Source organism: Ensifer sp. 38_S197, assembly GCF_056924495.1.
On sequence record NZ_JBXOVZ010000002.1, the window covers coordinates 1256316 to 1272738 of the forward strand.

14 protein-coding genes and 1 pseudogene are annotated in these 16423 nt (G+C 63.4%); 8 read left to right on the forward strand and 7 right to left on the reverse strand.

Annotation, left to right across the window (positions count from 1 at the left end; genetic code table 11):
• Window positions 1-175 precede the first annotated feature (175 nt).
• From lnt to trmB, 4 genes are all read left to right on the forward strand, one after another.
• Entirely contained in the window at window positions 176-1771 is a 1596-nt protein-coding gene (gene lnt / locus AC1Z3V_RS19220; RefSeq protein ID WP_483501124.1) for an apolipoprotein N-acyltransferase, read from the forward strand.
• 146 nt (window positions 1772-1917) lie between these two features.
• Window positions 1918-2337 carry a helix-turn-helix domain-containing protein gene (locus AC1Z3V_RS19225; protein ID WP_429811040.1) on the forward strand — a complete coding sequence of 140 codons (420 nt, stop codon included), beginning with the start codon at window positions 1918-1920 and terminating at the stop codon, window positions 2335-2337.
• Between the two features lie 199 nt (window positions 2338-2536).
• Window positions 2537-3805 (forward strand): methionine adenosyltransferase, encoded by a 1269-nt coding sequence (gene metK / locus AC1Z3V_RS19230; RefSeq protein WP_429811042.1) that lies wholly within the window; start codon window positions 2537-2539, stop codon window positions 3803-3805.
• Between the two features lie 167 nt (window positions 3806-3972).
• A complete protein-coding gene (gene trmB, locus AC1Z3V_RS19235) occupies window positions 3973-4671 on the forward strand; it encodes a tRNA (guanine(46)-N(7))-methyltransferase TrmB (RefSeq protein ID WP_483501127.1) in 699 nt (232 codons plus the stop codon).
• Between the two features lie 279 nt (window positions 4672-4950).
• Here trmB and AC1Z3V_RS19240 read toward each other — a convergent pair whose 3' ends face one another.
• Together AC1Z3V_RS19240 and AC1Z3V_RS19245 are read right to left on the reverse strand one after the other, a co-directional pair.
• Window positions 4951-5208, reverse strand: a complete 258-nt coding sequence (locus tag AC1Z3V_RS19240; protein ID WP_336173194.1) for a BQ00720 family protein — start codon at window positions 5206-5208, stop codon at window positions 4951-4953.
• Between the two features lie 47 nt (window positions 5209-5255).
• Window positions 5256-5687: an Hsp20 family protein gene (locus AC1Z3V_RS19245; RefSeq protein ID WP_173515367.1), complete on the reverse strand. Its 432-nt coding sequence runs from the start codon at window positions 5685-5687 to the stop codon at window positions 5256-5258.
• Window positions 5688-6037: 350 nt separating this feature from the next.
• Between AC1Z3V_RS19245 and AC1Z3V_RS19250 the strand changes: the two genes are divergently transcribed.
• Window positions 6038-6982 (forward strand): nucleoside hydrolase, encoded by a 945-nt coding sequence (locus AC1Z3V_RS19250; RefSeq protein WP_483501129.1) that lies wholly within the window; start codon window positions 6038-6040, stop codon window positions 6980-6982.
• Window positions 6983-7059: 77 nt separating this feature from the next.
• Here AC1Z3V_RS19250 and AC1Z3V_RS19255 read toward each other — a convergent pair.
• The 3 genes and pseudogenes from AC1Z3V_RS19255 to AC1Z3V_RS19265 form a co-directional block, all read right to left on the reverse strand.
• Window positions 7060-9457, reverse strand: a pseudogene (locus AC1Z3V_RS19255) (methyl-accepting chemotaxis protein).
• Between the two features lie 401 nt (window positions 9458-9858).
• Complete coding sequence (locus AC1Z3V_RS19260; protein ID WP_483501131.1) at window positions 9859-10758, reverse strand: ribokinase; 900 nt, start codon at window positions 10756-10758, stop codon at window positions 9859-9861.
• A gap of 49 nt (window positions 10759-10807) precedes the next feature.
• The gene (locus AC1Z3V_RS19265; RefSeq protein WP_483501133.1) at window positions 10808-12001 is read right to left on the reverse strand and encodes a DNA recombination protein RmuC; all 1194 of its coding nucleotides are present in this window, start codon (window positions 11999-12001) and stop codon (window positions 10808-10810) included.
• Between the two features lie 151 nt (window positions 12002-12152).
• Here AC1Z3V_RS19265 and def point away from each other — a divergent pair, with 151 nt between their 5' ends.
• The 3 genes from def to truA all read left to right on the forward strand — a co-directional run bounded on the left by def (window position 12153) and on the right by truA (window position 14522).
• Window positions 12153-12677: a peptide deformylase gene (gene def / locus AC1Z3V_RS19270; protein WP_429811054.1), complete on the forward strand. Its 525-nt coding sequence runs from the start codon at window positions 12153-12155 to the stop codon at window positions 12675-12677.
• A gap of 166 nt (window positions 12678-12843) precedes the next feature.
• Window positions 12844-13779: a methionyl-tRNA formyltransferase gene (gene fmt / locus AC1Z3V_RS19275; protein WP_483501135.1), complete on the forward strand. Its 936-nt coding sequence runs from the start codon at window positions 12844-12846 to the stop codon at window positions 13777-13779.
• On the forward strand, window positions 13779-14522 hold the full coding sequence (gene truA, locus AC1Z3V_RS19280) for a tRNA pseudouridine(38-40) synthase TruA (RefSeq protein ID WP_483501137.1): 744 nt from the start codon (window positions 13779-13781) through the stop codon (window positions 14520-14522). Before fmt ends, truA begins: the two co-directional genes overlap by 1 nt.
• Window positions 14523-14532: 10 nt before the next feature.
• Here the strand turns inward: truA and AC1Z3V_RS19285 are convergent, their stop codons facing one another.
• Both AC1Z3V_RS19285 and dapE read right to left on the reverse strand, forming a co-directional pair.
• Complete coding sequence (locus AC1Z3V_RS19285) at window positions 14533-15129, reverse strand: hypothetical protein (RefSeq protein WP_483501139.1); 597 nt, start codon at window positions 15127-15129, stop codon at window positions 14533-14535.
• A complete protein-coding gene (gene dapE, locus AC1Z3V_RS19290; RefSeq protein ID WP_483501141.1) occupies window positions 15116-16309 on the reverse strand; it encodes a succinyl-diaminopimelate desuccinylase in 1194 nt (397 codons plus the stop codon). Before dapE ends, AC1Z3V_RS19285 begins: the two co-directional genes overlap by 14 nt.
• Window positions 16310-16423 lie beyond the last annotated feature (114 nt).

The following is a 16423-nucleotide window of genomic DNA, read 5'->3' on the forward strand; positions in this document are numbered from 1 at the left end:
AGGTTCGTGAGGCCCCGTCGCCTATTGCCGACCGAACGGCAAGACATGCCTTCCGCACCCAATTCCGCCCCTGACGGGGACAAGCAGCCCGTTTTTTGGAAGACTGGCGCCGATTGATTCGGTTGTTGTTTCGCTCCGGCGCCGTGTCTGGCGGCCGGAATCGACGGGAGGCTGCATGGTAAGACTGGCTGGCAGGGTGATGCTTCTCTCCGGGCTCCCCAGGGCATTGCTCGCATTCTTCGCAGGGCTTCTCGCGGTTCTGGCACAGCCGCCCTTCGGCATCTTCGCCTTCGCTTTCGTCGCTTTCCCCATCCTCGTCTGGCTGCTCGACGGCGCGACCGGAAATCCGGATGGAGGCATCGTCAGGCGGCTCTGGCCCGCGGCGGCGATCGGCTGGTGGTTCGGTTTCGGCTACTTCCTCGGCGGCCTCTGGTGGCTCGGCAACGCGCTCCTGGTGGAAGCCGACGAATTCGCCTGGGCGTTGCCGCTCGCCGTCGTCGGTCTTCCGGCCTTTCTGGCGCTCTTCTATGCGCTTGCGACGCTGATCGCCCGCCTGTTCTGGTCCGACGGAGTGGGGCGGATCGCGGCGCTTGCGTTGGCCTTCGGTCTTTGCGAGTGGCTGCGCAGCTTCCTCTTCACCGGCTTTCCCTGGAATGCCATCGGCTACGCGGCTACGCAGATGCCGCTGATGATGCAGTCGGCAAGTGTCGTCAACCTGGCGACCATCAACATGCTGGCGGTCTTCGTCTTCGCGGCGCCCGCGCTCATCGCCACCGGCCGGGGGAGCCGGATCGGACTGGCGGCAGCGCTCGTCCTCCTGACGGCTCACGTAGGCTTCGGCTTCTATCGCCTGGCACAGCCGGCCCCGGCCGTGCCCGAACCGCCGCTGACGGTCCGTCTCGTCCAGCCGGTGATCGACCAGGCGAAAAAGCTTGACGACCGCGAGCGTGCCGCGGTCTTCGAGGAGCATCTTTCGCTCACCGCCGCCGCGCCCGAAAACGGCGGCAAGCGACCGGACATCGTCGTCTGGCCCGAGACGTCGATCCCCTTCATTCTCACCGACAATCCGGACGCCCTGGCACGCATCGCCGAGGTGCTCGACGACGATCAGATCCTGATCGCCGGTGCCGTGCGCGCCGAAGATGCCGGCTCCGGACTGCCGCCGCGCTACTACAACTCGATCTATGTCATCGACGGTCGCGGCCAGATCGTTGGTGCGGCCGACAAGGTGCATCTCGTCCCGTTTGGCGAATATCTGCCGTTCGAGGAGGTGCTGTCCTCCTGGGGCTTGAGTTCCGTCGCCGCTTCGATGCCCGGCGGCTTCTCGGCTGCAAAGAGCCGCTCGCTGCTGACGCTGCCCGGCGGCAAGACGCTCTACCCGCTGGTCTGCTATGAGGCGATCTTCCCCGACGAAATCGACGGCGCCGCCCGCGGAACGGATGCGCTTCTCAACATCACCAACGATGCCTGGTTCGGCGATACGCCCGGTCCGCGCCAGCATTTCCATCAGGCGCAGCTACGCGCCGTCGAGACCGGAACCCCCCTTATCCGCGCAGCCAATAGCGGTATATCAGCAATTGTTGATGCACGTGGGGTTTTAATGGTAGGATTGTCTTACAATTATAGGGGAGTGGTCGACACACTTCTGCCGGGAAAGATGCCTACGCTTTTGGACGACGCTATGCGAAGCCGAATCTTCTGGCTGACTGCACTCTTCCTCCTTCTGGTTGCAGTGTTTTCGCGTTTTGGTTTTAATATTAGGAAGAATTGACCTAAAACCCCTAAAATTGCATAGTGATCCGCACCATCGTCCTTGTTGTGGCGGCTTTGCACTAATCACCGTGGCGGTTGCTCCGGTGAGCGTTGCCCGTGTGTCAGGCGATGGATCAACGAAACAGCGTGTTTGGGAACGCAGATATGATCGAAAACAAAAAGAAGCCGAACCCGATCGACATTCATGTCGGTAGTCGGATTCGTCTTCGCCGCACGATGCTTGGCATGAGCCAGGAGAAGCTCGGCGAAAGTCTGGGGATCACCTTTCAGCAGATTCAGAAGTACGAGAAGGGCACGAACCGCGTCGGCGCCAGCCGGCTGCAGAACATTTCGGGCATTCTGAACGTACCGGTTTCCTTCTTCTTCGAAGATGCGCCGGGAGAAGGCACCAGCGGCCAGTCAGGCATGGCGGAAGCCTCCAGCTCCAACTACGTTGTGGATTTCCTTTCGTCCTCCGAGGGGCTGCAACTCAACCGTGCCTTCGTCAAGATCACGGACCCGAAAGTTCGTCGCCGCCTCGTCGATCTCGTCAAGGCGCTCGCTGCGGAAGCGGAAAGCGAATAGTTCCAACGTTCCCGTCGGGACTTGAAAACAAAGCGGCCTTTTGTGCCGCTTTTTTCATACGCGCTTTTTCCCGGGCGCCTCAAAGTGATTGGCGCCGATGATGATATAAAGATATATTTATGTCGTTGTGCGCTTGTTTTTCGGACGCAAAACCACTAACACCATGCCAGCGCTTTTCTTCATTGAGGGGACTTCCCGCATGCGTGCAAACTACCTGTTCACGAGTGAATCCGTAGCCGAAGGTCATCCGGACAAGGTGTGTGACCGTATCTCCGACGAGATCGTGGATCTGGTCTACCGCGAAGCGGCCAAGACCGGTGTCGACCCGTGGGGCGTTCGCATCGCCTGCGAAACCCTGGCGACCACCAACCGCGTCGTCATCGCCGGCGAAGTGCGCCTGCCGCCGAGCCTTCTAAAGAAGGACAAGGACGGCAACGACGTCATCAACCCCTCGAAGTTCAAGTCCGCCGCCCGCAAGGCGATCCGCGAGATCGGCTATGAGCAGGACGGCTTCCACTGGAAGACGGCCAAGATCGACGTGCTTCTGCACTTCCAGTCCGCCCATATCGCCCAGGGCGTCGACAGCGCTGCCGACAAGCAGGGTGAAGAAGGTGCCGGCGACCAGGGGATCATGTTCGGCTACGCCTGCCGCGAAACCGCAGAACTCATGCCGGCGCCGATCTACTACTCGCACCGCATCCTCAATCTGCTCGCCGCCGCCCGCAAGAAGGGCGAGGGCGAGGTCGCCAAGCTCGGCCCGGACGCCAAGAGCCAGGTCACCGTGCGCTATGTCGACGGCAAGCCGACGGAAGTTACCTCGATCGTTCTGTCGACGCAGCACCTCGATGACACCTGGGATTCGGCCAAGGTTCGCTCGGTCGTCGAGCCCTATATCCGCGAAGCGCTTGACGATCTGAAGATCGCCGACGATTGCACCTGGTACATCAACCCGACCGGCAAGTTCGTCATCGGCGGCCCGGACGGCGACGCCGGCCTTACCGGCCGCAAGATCATCGTCGACACCTACGGTGGTGCAGCACCGCACGGCGGTGGCGCATTCTCGGGCAAGGACACGACCAAGGTCGACCGTTCGGCCGCCTATGCCGCACGCTACCTGGCGAAGAACGTCGTTGCTGCCGGCCTTTCGGACCGTTGCACGATCCAGCTCTCCTACGCCATCGGCGTTGCCCAGCCGCTGTCGATCTATGTCGACCTGCACGGCACCGGCAAGGTCTCGGAAGACCAGGTCGAACAGGCGATCCGCAAGACGATGGACCTGTCACCGTCGGGCATCCGCCGTCACCTGGACCTCAACAAGCCGATCTATGCCAAGACGTCCGCCTACGGTCACTTCGGCCGCAAGGCCGGTCGCGATGGTTCCTTCTCCTGGGAGAAGCTCGATCTGGTCAAGCCGCTGAAGGCGGCGATCGAGCAGAGCGGTGCGGTCAATGGCCGGGTCGCTGCCTAAGCGTGCGATTGGTGCGGCGCTTTAGCGCCGTGCATTGAAGATAGCGCAGCCGCCTGCTATCAGGCGCTTGCGATATTCAGGGCGGGCGCTCCGGCAAGGAGCGCCCGCTTCGTTCATTTTGATTCTGGGTCTTTGACCCGGATCAGCGTGACCAAGGGACAAACGACATGACTGAACCGCGCCGTGCCAGAGCAACCGAGGCCTTCTTCGGCCGCCGCAAGGGCAAGCCGTTGCGCGAGCGGCAGGCGGCGCATCTGGAAACCGTGCTGCCGACGCTGAAGCTCGATCTTTCGAATGCGGCTCCGGCGGAACTGAAGACGCTGTTTCCCGGGGATATCGAACGCATCCGGCTGGAAATCGGCTTTGGCGGTGGCGAACACCTGATTCACCGCGCCGCCGAGGCGCCGTCGACCGGTTTCATCGGTGTCGAACCCTTCGTCAATTCCATGGCCAAACTCGTCGGCCACATCGAGGATCGCGGCGTCAGCAACATTCGTCTCCATGACGACGACGCCACGCAGGTTCTCGACTGGCTGCCGGCCGCATCCGTCGACCAGATCGACCTGCTCTATCCGGACCCGTGGCCGAAGCGCAAACATTGGAAGCGCCGCTTCGTCTCCAAGGTCAATCTCGACCGGTTTGCGCGCGTGCTGAAGCCGGGCGGGCTGTTCTGCTTCGCCTCGGATATCGACACCTATGTCAATTGGACGCTGCTGCATTGCCGCGATCACGAGGACTTCGATTGGACGGCGGAGAAGGCAGCCGACTGGCTGACGCCGTACGAGGGGTGGCCGAGCACACGCTACGAGGCCAAGGCACGCCGGGAAGGGCGCAGTTCCGCCTATCTCACTTTCCGGCGCGTCTAAAGCAATTCCAGGAAAAGTGCGAAGCGGTTTTCCGTCCGGAATTGCGGGCACTGGAAAGCAATTCCAGGAAAAGTGCGAAGCGGTTTTCCGTCCGGAATTGCGGGCACTGGAAAGCCAATTCCAGGAAAAGTGCGAAGCGGTTTTCCGTCCGGAATTGCGGGCACTGGAAAGCTAATTCCAGGGAAAGTGTGAAGCGGTTTTCCGCCGGAATTGCGGGGTCACGAGAGCGGAGGCGTCATCCCGTTCGATCGGGGCGCACCGTCAAAGACGGGCGCGAGGTCAATGCAGGGTGACCGTCTTCAGGTCATCCTCGGCAGCCTTGAAGAAGGTGCTGGAACGATTGTCGGTCAGGAGGATCGGCGTGCCGTCGGCGCCGAACAGGGCCCAGAGATCGATGCCCGGTCCCATCTCGGGCGCTTCCGGGAAGCAGCGCGAGACTTCTTCCGAACGCATTTTCCGGATGTAGCCGATTTCGCCTTCGCCGAGATGTGCGAGGTCGTTTTTCGACAGTGACGAGCTGATGGCTTTCAGTCCCATGGTGATACTCCGTGGTCGCCGGCCAGGGGAAAATCCCGCCGGTTATCCTACTCTGGGACTGAAATGTTAATTTTCTTTACCATACGCACCGGTTCGGGACGGACGAGGTCTACGGAGAGCAGGCCGTTGCGCAGCTCGGCGCCGAGCACTTTCATGCCGTCCGCCAGAACGAAGGTACGTTGGAACTGGCGCGCAGCGATGCCGCGGTGCAGATAGTCGCGATCGCCGTTATCGACCTGGCGGCCGCGAATGACGAGCTGGTTCTCTTCGGTCGTGACTTCGAGGTCTTCTTCGGAGAACCCGGCCACGGCGAGCGTGATCCTGAGACGCTCCGGAGCGTCAACGGCTGCATCGCCGCGGATGCGCTCGATATTGTACGGCGGGTATCCGTCATTGCCCTTGGCGATCCGCTCAAGGGTCTTTTCCATCGTGTCGAAACCCAGCAGCAGCGGGCTCGTAAAGGGCGTAATTCGGCTCATTCCTCAAGTCCTTGCGAGATCAAGCGACCGTTGTTCGGACCTGCCCAGCAGCATCCTCGCCGCAATATGGTAGCTGTGCGCAACGAGTGCAAGCCGCTTGCCTCCGACGTGCACGCAAATCATAGTCCGCTCTCGCAGAATCCAAGAGTGAGGCGAGCAGCGCGCCGCAGACGTTGCCTCGTTTCCGCTCCGGTACATTGAAATCGATCGCGCTCACCGCATGTTCCCTTTATCGGAACATGCAGCACTTCAAAGTGCGACAGCGGCCTTCGCGCGTCTGATCGGACGCGCGGCGCTGTCGGCTTTGGGCCAGATCGAACAAACGAACGTGATCCAGGGAGGACGAAAGAGTGCCCGCGCCGAGAAAGATAATCATAGACACCGATCCCGGGCAGGACGATGCCGCCGCCATCATGCTCGCCTTCGGCAGCCCGGAAGAGATCGACCTGCTCGGCATCACCACCGTTGCCGGCAACGTGCCGCTGGCCTTGACGGCCCGCAATGCGCGCATTCTCTGCGAACTCTGCGACCGGCCGAAGGTCCGGGTTTTCTCCGGTGCCGACAAGCCGATCGCCCGCGCGCTGGTAACCGCCGAGCATGTGCACGGCAAGACCGGCCTCGACGGCCCGACGCTCGACGAGCCCAAGATGAAGCTCGAGGAGCAGCACGCGGTTGACTTCATCGTCGAGACGCTCCGCAACGAGGCGGAGGGCACGGTGACGCTCTGCACGCTGGGGCCGCTCACCAACATTGCGCTTGCGCTTCAGAAGGCGCCTGAGATCGCGCCGCGGGTCAAGGAACTGGTGATGATGGGCGGCGGCTTCTTCGAGGGTGGCAACATCACCCCGGCGGCCGAGTTCAACATCTATGTCGATCCGGAAGCCGCCGACATCGTCTTCCGCTCGGGCATTCCGATCGTGATGATGCCGCTCGACGTCACCCACCGCGTGCTCACGCACAAGGCGCGCGTGCAGAAGATCCGCGACATCGGCAGCCGCCCGGCGATCGCCATGGCCGAAATGCTCGAATTCTTCGAGCGCTTCGACATCGAGAAATACGGCACCGATGGCGGCCCGCTGCACGACCCGACGGTCATTGCCTATCTGCTGCGGCCGGAGCTCTTCACCGGCCGGGATTGCAACGTCGAGATTGAAACCAAGTCGGAGCTCACGGCTGGCATGACGGTTGTCGACTGGTGGCAGGTCACCGGCCGGCCGCACAATGCCAAGGTCATGCGCTTCGTCGACGACCAGGGCTTCTTCGATCTCTTGACCGAGCGCCTGGCGCGCATCTGAGCCTGGGTTCGATCACTATGCTCCAAACACAAACGGCGCCCCGGGAGGCGCCGTTTTCGTTTGGTCCGATCTGTTGATCAGAACTCTTCCCAGTTATCCTGGGCAAGGGCGTTGGCGCCCGAGGTCTGGGTGAGCACCCGCTGTGTCGAAGCCGAGTAGCTGCTTCGTGCCGGGCTTGCCGAGGCCGGCCGCGCCTCGCGGGCCGGCGCGGAAGCCGGACGTTCGGCGGCACGCATGCGCTCGGCCGTGCCGCGCAGCATCTCGGAGGACGAGGGCTGGGCCGATGCCGGGGACTGGGCGACGCGGAAGCGTGCGACCAGCGCGTTGAGCGTGCGCGCCTCTTCGTTGAGCGCCATGCCGGCGGCCGTCGTTTCTTCGACCATGGCGGCGTTCTGCTGCGTCACCTGATCCATCTGGTTGACGGCCGAGTTGATCTCCTTGAGGCCGACGGCCTGCTCGGAGGCCGAGCTCGAAGATCTGGCGGATGAGGCCGTTGATCTGTACCACCTGCTCGGCGATCTTCTCGAGCGCGCCGCCCGCCTTGCCGACGAGCTCGACGCCTTCGCGCACCTGGCCGGCCGAGGTGTTGATCAGCGTCTTGATCTCCTTGGCGGCATTGGCGGAACGCTGGGCGAGCTCGCGTACTTCCTGGGCGACGACGGCAAAACCCTTGCCGGCTTCGCCGGCGCGGGCCGCTTCGACGCCGGCATTCAGCGCCAGGAGGTTCGTCTGAAAGGCGATCTCGTCGATGACGCCGATGATCCGGCTGACCTCGTGCGAGGACTGCTCGATGCCCTGCATGGCGGCAATCGCCTTCTGCACCACTTCGCCGGACTGTTCGGCGTCGCCGCTGGCGACTTCCACCGACTTGGCGGCAACCTTGGCGTTTTCGGCGCTGGCATTAACCTGCGACGTTAGCTCGTCGAGGGCTGCCGCGGTTTCTTCGAGGCTTGCGGCCTGCTGTTCGGTGCGGTGCGAAAGGTCGTTGGCGGCGCTGCTGATTTCGCTCGTGCCGTTGCCGATATTGACGACCGAGTGGTTGACGGTGCGGATCGTCTCTTCGAGGCTTTCCATCGTCGCGTTGAAGTCGCGCTTGAGCTGGGCGTATTCGCCCGGAAACTCGTCGGTGATGCGGAAGGCGAGATCGCCGGAGGAGAGGTGCGACAGGCCCTTGCCGAGCCGGGCGACGATGTCGCGCTGCAGCGCGCTGCTTTCGGCGCGCTCGGTTTCCGAGCGGTTGCGTTCGTGCTCGGCCTGTTCGCGCTCGTGGCGGGCCTCGCCTTCGAGGCGCTTGGTATCGGCGAGCTGGTGGCGGAAACCTTCGAGCGCCTTGGCAACTTCCCCGGTTTCGTCGGAGCGATCCTGGCCGGTGATTGCCTTGCCATAATCGCCGTGGCTGAGGCTGTTCACATCCTTGACGAGCGCGGCGAGGGGCTTCTGCACGAAGCCGCGGACGGCGAGATAGAGACCGAGAAGCACGGCGCCGAGCACGACGAGGCCGCCGACGATCATCATATAGGTCTGGTCCTTGACCGGCGCATTGATCGCCGAGCGCGGCACGTCGACGAGCACGACCCAGTTGGTGTTCACGCCAGACAGGGCGAACGGATAGACGAGACGGTCGAAGGGCTCGTTGCCATCATAGGTAAGGTTGGAGATGATGCCGGGCTTGCCCGAGGCGAGCGCGTTCGTGACGACGTCGTTGCCCTCGCCGTCATACTGCTTGAGCAGGAGGTCGGGGATCGGCGCGACCAGCCATTTGCCGCTCTGCGACAGAAGGTAGACGCGGCCGGTTTCGAAGGGCTTCAGCTTCGCGAGGCCGTCGGCCAGCGAGGCGAGCGAAATGTCGACGCCGGTGACCCCGAGAAGCTTGCCGCCGGACATGACCGGGTAGGCGATCGAGCTCATCGCGGTCGGAACGTCGGTGTCCTGTGCGGTGTAGGGCTGGGTGATCGCGCCCTTGCCGCTCTTAGCCGCGAGCTTGTACCACTCGGCCGCGTAATCGGCGCCGAAGGTGGAGTATTGGATTTCATTGGTGCGGCTCTTCGACCAGTAGGGCGTGAAGATGCCCTGGTCGTTGCCGCCCAGTTCCTTGTTGTTGACGACGTCCTCCTGGCGACCGTCAAAGGCCTTGGGCTCCTCCGCGAACCAGCTTCCAAAGGCGAAGGGGTTCTGCTCCAGGTTCGCCCTGAGGATGTTGATCACCCCGGTACGCTCCAGCGACTTTTCGGCATGCGCGCGGCCGAGGATGCCGGCCATCGAGCGGGCAGCGCTGGCAAGCTCGCCGACGTCGCCGGCGATGTCCGAGGCGATTGCCCGGGCTTCACCGCTCGCCTGTTCGAGGACCAGCGTTTCGACGCGATCCTGGGTCTGGGAGATGAGAACGAAATTCGAGGCGAGCAGGACAAGTGCGATCGTGCCGCCTGTCACCGCGATCAGTTTGGTCGCCAGCGATTTGGCTTGGAACTTGAACATGAAATCCTCACGTGCTGGAGGTCCGCAGGCTTTCACCTGCGGCGGACGCATTTCGCAATGGGGGTGAACTCCATCATGGAGCGTCAGATGCCGACCGGCATGTTGGAGGCGACCGGGTCTTTCGAGCCGGCTCTCTCAGGGTCCTGAATAGACTGGAGAATCTTAAGATAGGGCCAACGCGGACGTTGTTTTACGTGTTGCTTTGATAAAATTGCGCGCGAAGTTTTATCTCCGCGACATCGGCTGTCCGGATTGCGCAAGCGGTGATTTCGAGGGGTGAAAACAACGCAACGCTGGAGGCGACAAAGAAAAAGCGCGGGCAGATTTCCGCCCACGCCAAGCTCGATTTTGCGATGCGTTGGTTTGCGTGTTTGGCCGCTCCGGCTCAAACCCATCGCGAACTAGAGGCGCGCCGCCACTTCCGAAGCAAGCGGGATCGAGGGCTGTGCGCCGCGTTTCAGGCAGGCGAGCGAACCGGCAACGGCCGCACGGCGCAGCGCGTCGGGGAAAGCGATGCCGGCATCGAGGCTGGCGGCGAGGTAGCCGCAGAAGGTGTCGCCGGCGCCGACCGTGTCGACCGGTTCGATCTTCAGGCCCTTGGCTCGCTGGATCTCACCCTCATGTACGGCCACGACGCCTTCGGCGCCGAGCGTGACGATGACCGTCTGCCCCGTTTCGGCATGAAGTGCTTTCATCGCCTCCTCGCGCTCGGCAGTGCTGATACCGCTCCTGCCGGCGAGCAGTTCGAACTCGGTCTCGTTGGCAATCACGATATCGGCCATGCGGCCGAGGCGCGCTGCCTCCGGCGTCAGCGGGGCGATGTTGATGACCGAACGCACGCCTTTCTGCTTCGCTGCGGTGAGTGCCTTCTCGACCGAGGTGGCCGGGATTTCGAGCTGCAGCATCAGCGTGTCGCCGGGCGTCATGCCGTCGACGGCCTTGACCGCATCGGCCTCGTCGACGGTCGCATTGGCGCTGGCGACGACGACGATGACGTTTTCACCGTCGCCACCGACGAGGATGTGCGCGGTGCCGGTCGGCTCGTTTACCGTCTTGGTCAGAGACAGGTCGGTGCCGGCGCCCTTCAGGAGTTCCAGCGCGCCGTCGGCGAAACTGTCGGCGCCAACTGCGCCCGCCATCTGCACCGTCGCGCCGGCGCGTCGTGCGGCAAGCGCCTGATTGGCGCCCTTGCCGCCGGCGGCGGTCGAGAAGCCCGTTCCGGCGACGGTCTCGCCGGGCTTTGGAAGGCGTGCGGTGGTGGCGATCAGGTCCATGTTGATGGACCCAAAAACAGTGATCATGTGAACATCCTGTTGACTGGCAAAGTGGGCCGGAGAGTGCCCGACTGCGTCAGTCCTCGTCAACCACCCGCAGGCGCAATTGCCCGACGCGGTTGTCGGCAGCGGCGCGCTGATCGCTTGCCTCTCGCGTGCCCCCCTCGGCCTCGAGCTCGAGCGCCTCGATCTTGGCGCCGCGGCGGGTCAACTTGCCGGAGGAAACCAGGATATCCTCAACATCCTTCTGGCTCATGGCGAAGTGGCCCTGAAGCTTGCGCACGCGCTCGTCAAGGCGGCCCAGATCTTCCATCAACCTGGCGACTTCGCCCTGGATCAGATGCGCCTGCTCACGCATGCGCGCATCCTTGAGGATCGCCTGGATCACCTGGATCGAGAGCAGCAGCAGCGATGGCGAGACGATGACGACCCGCTGGCGATGCGCCTTCTGTACGATCGCTTCGAAATGCTCGTGGATCTCGGCGAAGATCGATTCCGATGGCACGAAGAGAAAGGCGGTGTCCTGCGTTTCTCCTGATATCAGATATTTGCTGGCTATATCGCGTACATGCGTTTCCATGTCGCGGCGAAAGAGCTGGGCGATCTGCTGGCGACGCTCCGGGGTTTCTGCATCACGCATTGCATTCCAGGCTTCCAGCGGAAACTTGGCGTCGATGACGAGCGGTGGCTGGCCATTCGGCATGCGGATGGTGCAGTCGGGCCGCGCGCCGTTGGACAACGTCGTCTGGAACTCAAAGGCGCCCATGGGCAGCCCGTCGGCGATGATCGCTTCCATGCGCGATTGGCCAAAGGCGCCGCGCGTCTGCTTGTTCGACAGAATCGCCTGCAATCCGGCCATGTCCTTGGCCAGCGACTGGATATTGTTCTGGGCGGTGTCGATGACCGCCAGCCGCTCCTGAAGCCGCCTGAGATTCTCGTGTGTCGCCTTCGTCTGCTCCGTGATCGATGCGCCGATGCGGTGAGTCATGCCGTCGATGCGCTGGCTGAGCGTCTGGTTGAGTTCCGCCTGCCGGGCGCCGAAAACCTCGGCCATGGCGGCGACCCGCCCTTGCATCTCCGTTTGCGCCGCAAGCAGCATCGCCATCTGTTCCTGGCGCTCCTCGTCGCGGGTATCCCGCCGCCGCGCAAGCGCCATCAGGACGGCGACGATGACCACAAGCCCGGCGGCAATCGCGAGATGGCCCAGCGTGATCGGCAGGGAGCCGACGAAAAATAGCGGTTGGGCAAGGGGGAGGGGCGCAGGTTCCATGCGCCAAACCTAACAGATTCTCTCGTGAAGTGTAGATCAAAACGAGAACATTTGCATGGGGCGGTTAACGTCAAGCGAAGCGCGAGCGGGTGGCGCAGGCAGCAAGGCAATTTCCTTGCGCGCCGATGGAAAGATCGGCTATGGGAGCAGCATGACGATCAAGCCGCTTATCATCCTTCCCGATCCTGTGCTTCGGCAGGTTTCCACGCCGATCGAAACCATCGACGCGGACATCCGCCGCCTGGCCGATGACATGCTCGAAACCATGTACGACGCCCCTGGTATCGGCCTTGCCGCGATCCAGATCGGCGTCGCCAAGCGCATGCTGGTGCTCGACGTATCGAAGGAGGGTGAGGAGAAGTCCCCGTTGGTCTTCATCAACCCCGAGATCGTCGCTTCGTCCGATGCGCGCTCGGTTTACGAGGAAGGCTGCCTGTCGATCCCGGATTATTACGCGGAGGTCGAGCGCCCGGCTTCGATCACCGTCAAGCATCTCGACCGTGACGGCAAGGAGCAGACGATCGAGGCCGATGGCCTGCTCGCCACCTGCCTGCAGCACGAGATCGATCACCTGAACGGCGTGCTGTTCATCGATCATATTTCCAAGCTCAAGCGCGACATGGTGATCCGCAAGTTTACCAAGGCCGCCAAGACCCGCGGCGCGAAAGCGATCTGAGCCGCCGAACGGGCAGCGGCCGAGACGAATTGCGCCGAGGGCTTGATTTGCGGGCGGGAAACCCGTTTGAAGAGGCCTGAATCTCTGGAGCAATTCCAGGAAAAGTGTGAAACGGTTTTCCGTCCGGAATTGCGCAATTTGAACTGAGAGGACGGAGTCCACCGCCTTGTCGCTTCGCATCATCTTCATGGGCACGCCGGAGTTTTCGGTGCCGACGCTGGCAGCACTCGCCGAAGCCGGCCATGAGATCGTCGCCGTCTACACGCAGCCGCCGCGACCGGGCGGCCGTCGCGGGCTCGATTTGCAGAAATCGCCGGTACACCAGGCGGCGGAGCTTCTGGGTGTACGCGTGCTGACGCCGGTCAACTTCAAAGACGAGGCCGATCGCCAGACCTTCCGCGACTTCGAGGCCGATGTCGCCGTCGTCGTCGCCTATGGTCTGCTTCTGCCGGAGGCGATTCTCACCGGCACCAAATACGGCTGCTACAACGGCCACGCCTCCCTTCTGCCGCGCTGGCGGGGTGCGGCGCCCATCCAGCGCGCCATCATGGCCGGCGATCACGAGACCGGCATGATGGTGATGAAGATGGACAAGGGGCTGGATACCGGCCCGGTCGCGCTGACGAAGGCGGTCCAGATCGGCGAGACGATGACGGCGGGCGAGTTGCACGACCGGCTGATGCAGGTCGGCGCTACCTTGATGCGGGAGGCGATGGCGAAGCTCGCGGCCGGCGATCTGCCGCTGACGGAGCAGGCCGAAAAAGGCGTCGTCTACGCCCAGAAGATCAGCAAGGCGGAAACCCGCATCGACTTCTCCCGTCGTGCCCGCGAGGTGCACGACCATATCCGCGGCCTGTCGCCCTTCCCGGGCGCCTGGTTCGAGCTCGAGATTGCCGGCAAGCCGGAACGCATCAAGGTGCTGAACTCCGAACCGGCCTCAGGCTCCGGCGAGCCCGGCACGGTGCTCGACGACAACCTCACGATCGCCTGCGGCGAAGGTGCGGTGCGGCTTACGCGCCTGCAGCGCGCCGGCGGCAAGGCGCTCGGCGCCGCCGACTTCCTGCGTGGAACGCCGGTGGCCGCCGGTACGAGGGTCGGCTGATGCCGCGGTTCAAGCTGACCGTCGAATATGACGGCTCGGACTATGTCGGCTGGCAGCGGCAGGACAACGGTCAATCCGTGCAGGGGGCGATCGAAAAGGCGATCCTGTCCTTGACCGGTGAGACCGTCTCGATCCGCGGTGCGGGCCGTACCGATTCCGGCGTGCACGCCAGCGGCCAGGTCATGCACGCCGATCTCACGCGGCCATGGAAACCCTATACGCTGCGCAACGCGCTGAACGCGCATCTGGGGCTTGCCGGCGAGCGGGTGGCGATCCTGGAAGCCGAAGAAGTGTCGCCGGAGTTCGACGCGCGCTTCTCGGCCCTGCGCCGACATTATCTCTACCGGATCATTTCACGGCCGGCGCCGCTGGCGCTCGAAGCCAGGCGGGCCTGGTGGGTGCCGAAGCCGCTCGACCACGCGGCGATGCACGAAGGCGCGCAGCGCCTCGTCGGTCATCACGATTTCACCACCTTCCGCTCCGCTCATTGCCAGGCGACGAGCCCGGTGCGCACGCTCGACCGGCTCGACGTCGCGCTCATCGGCGGCGTCATCGAGATCCGCGCGACGGCGCAGAGCTTCCTGCACAACCAGATCCGCTCCTTTGCCGGTTCGCTGAAGCTGGTGGGCGAGGGCAAGTGGACGCCGGACGACCTGCAGGCGGCGCTCGAAGCGCGCGACCGCAAGGCCTGCGGCCCCGTAGCCCCGCCCGAGGGGCTTTATTTCCTTCAGGTGGATTACTGATCTCGAAGCTCTAGCTCGGGATCAGGCCGAAGATGCGCTGCAAGAGATCGCCGATCATCATCGAGGGTAGCAGGAAGAGGGCGGTCAGCGCCGAGGCCAGCAGGGTCTGGTTGCCCGTCACCATGCGCAGAAGCCGGAAGAGCACGGCGATGCTGACGACGAGCAGCGTCAGCCAGATCAGGCTCGTCAGGCCCTGGCTGCCGGGAATGGTGAGCCGTATCGCCGCGGGCATCGCCATCGCATAGGAAAGCGGAACGGAGAGCCAGTTGGTAGTGACGACGATCGGGACGACGGCTCCGGCAAAACCGAGCGGACGCGACAAAAAGGCGATCAGCACCAGCGGCAGCAGCCAACTGACGAGATCGACGACGAGCAGCTTGAAGATAAAGCCGGCGCCGATGGTCGTGCCGGCGGGCATCGCCGAGAGATAATAGAGCCGCCAGGACGCCCAGGTGACGGCGATCGCCGGCAGGCACCAGAGCATCGACGCGAAGGATCGCCAGAGGCCGCTCTCGCTGAAGTCGAGCCAGCGGAAACCCTCCTCGTTGCCCTGCGTCAAGAGCCAGAGGCCCTTGATATAGGCAAGCACCTCGTCAAGCAGCGGCATGACCGAACCAGCTGTAGATGAAGGTCTCGTAGATATTGGTCAAAGTCTCCAGGTCGGCGACGGCGACGCGCTCGTCGACCATATGCATGGTCTGGCCGACCAGACCGAATTCGACCACCGGGCAATAGTCCTTGATGAAGCGCGCATCCGAGGTACCACCTGTCGTCGACAGCTTCGGCTGCCGGCCGGTGACCGCCTCGACCGCACCGGAAAGCGAATCGATCAATGCGTTGTTGCGCGTCAGGAACACGTGGCTCGGCCTCTCGGCCCAGGTGATCTCGTAGCGGACGGGGGCACGATCCGGGCGCAGGCTGCCGGCGGCGGCGGCGCGATCGAGCCGCGCGGCGATCTCCGCCATCAGGCTTTCGGCCGTCCAGGTGTCGTTGAAGCGGATGTTGAAGGCGGCAGTGGCCTTGGCCGGAATGACGTTGACCGCGCTATTGCCGACGTCGATCGTCGTCACCTCCAGGTTCGATGCCTGAAAACTCTCGGTGCCGTTGTCGAAGGGCGGATCCATCAGCGCCTGCGTCAGTTGCAGGATGCCGCGCACCGGATTGTCGGCGAGATGCGGATAGGCGGCATGTCCCTGCACGCCGTTGACGGTGATGCGGCCGGAGAGCGAGCCGCGCCGGCCGATCTTGATCATGTCACCGAGGCTCTCCGGGTTGGTCGGTTCGCCGACGAGGCAGGCATCCCAGCGCTCGCCCTTGTCAGCCGCCCATTGCAAGAGCTTCGTTGTGCCGTTGATCGCCGGTCCCTCTTCGTCGCCGGTGACGAGGAAGGAGACCGAGCCCTTCGGGAGCCCGTGCTTTTCGATGTGGCGGGCGACCGCCGCGACGAAGCAGGCGATGCCGCCCTTCATGTCGACGGCGCCGCGGCCGTACATTTCGCCGCCGGCGATCTCGGCCGAGAATGGTCCGTGGCTCCAGGCGGCTTCGTCGCCGACCGGAACGACATCGGTATGACCGGCGAACATCAGGTGCGGGCCCTCGGTTCCGAGCCGCGCATAGAGGTTTTCGATATCGGGCGTGCCGACGTCCTTCGCCAAGACGCGATCGACCGTAAAGCCGAGCGGCTTCAGCATGGCTTCGAGGGCGGAAAGCGCTCCGCCTTCGGCCGGGGTGACCGAGGGGCAGCGAATGAGGGTGGCGAGATTGGCGATCGGATCGGTGGGGGTCATCTAACGCTATGCCGTCTGCATGGCCGCTGGGCCAAAGGAATGGAGGCTGCTGGTTTATCCGATCGCCAAGGAACTGTCACGTGGGATGGGAACCGTCACGCAGGACGCAAAACG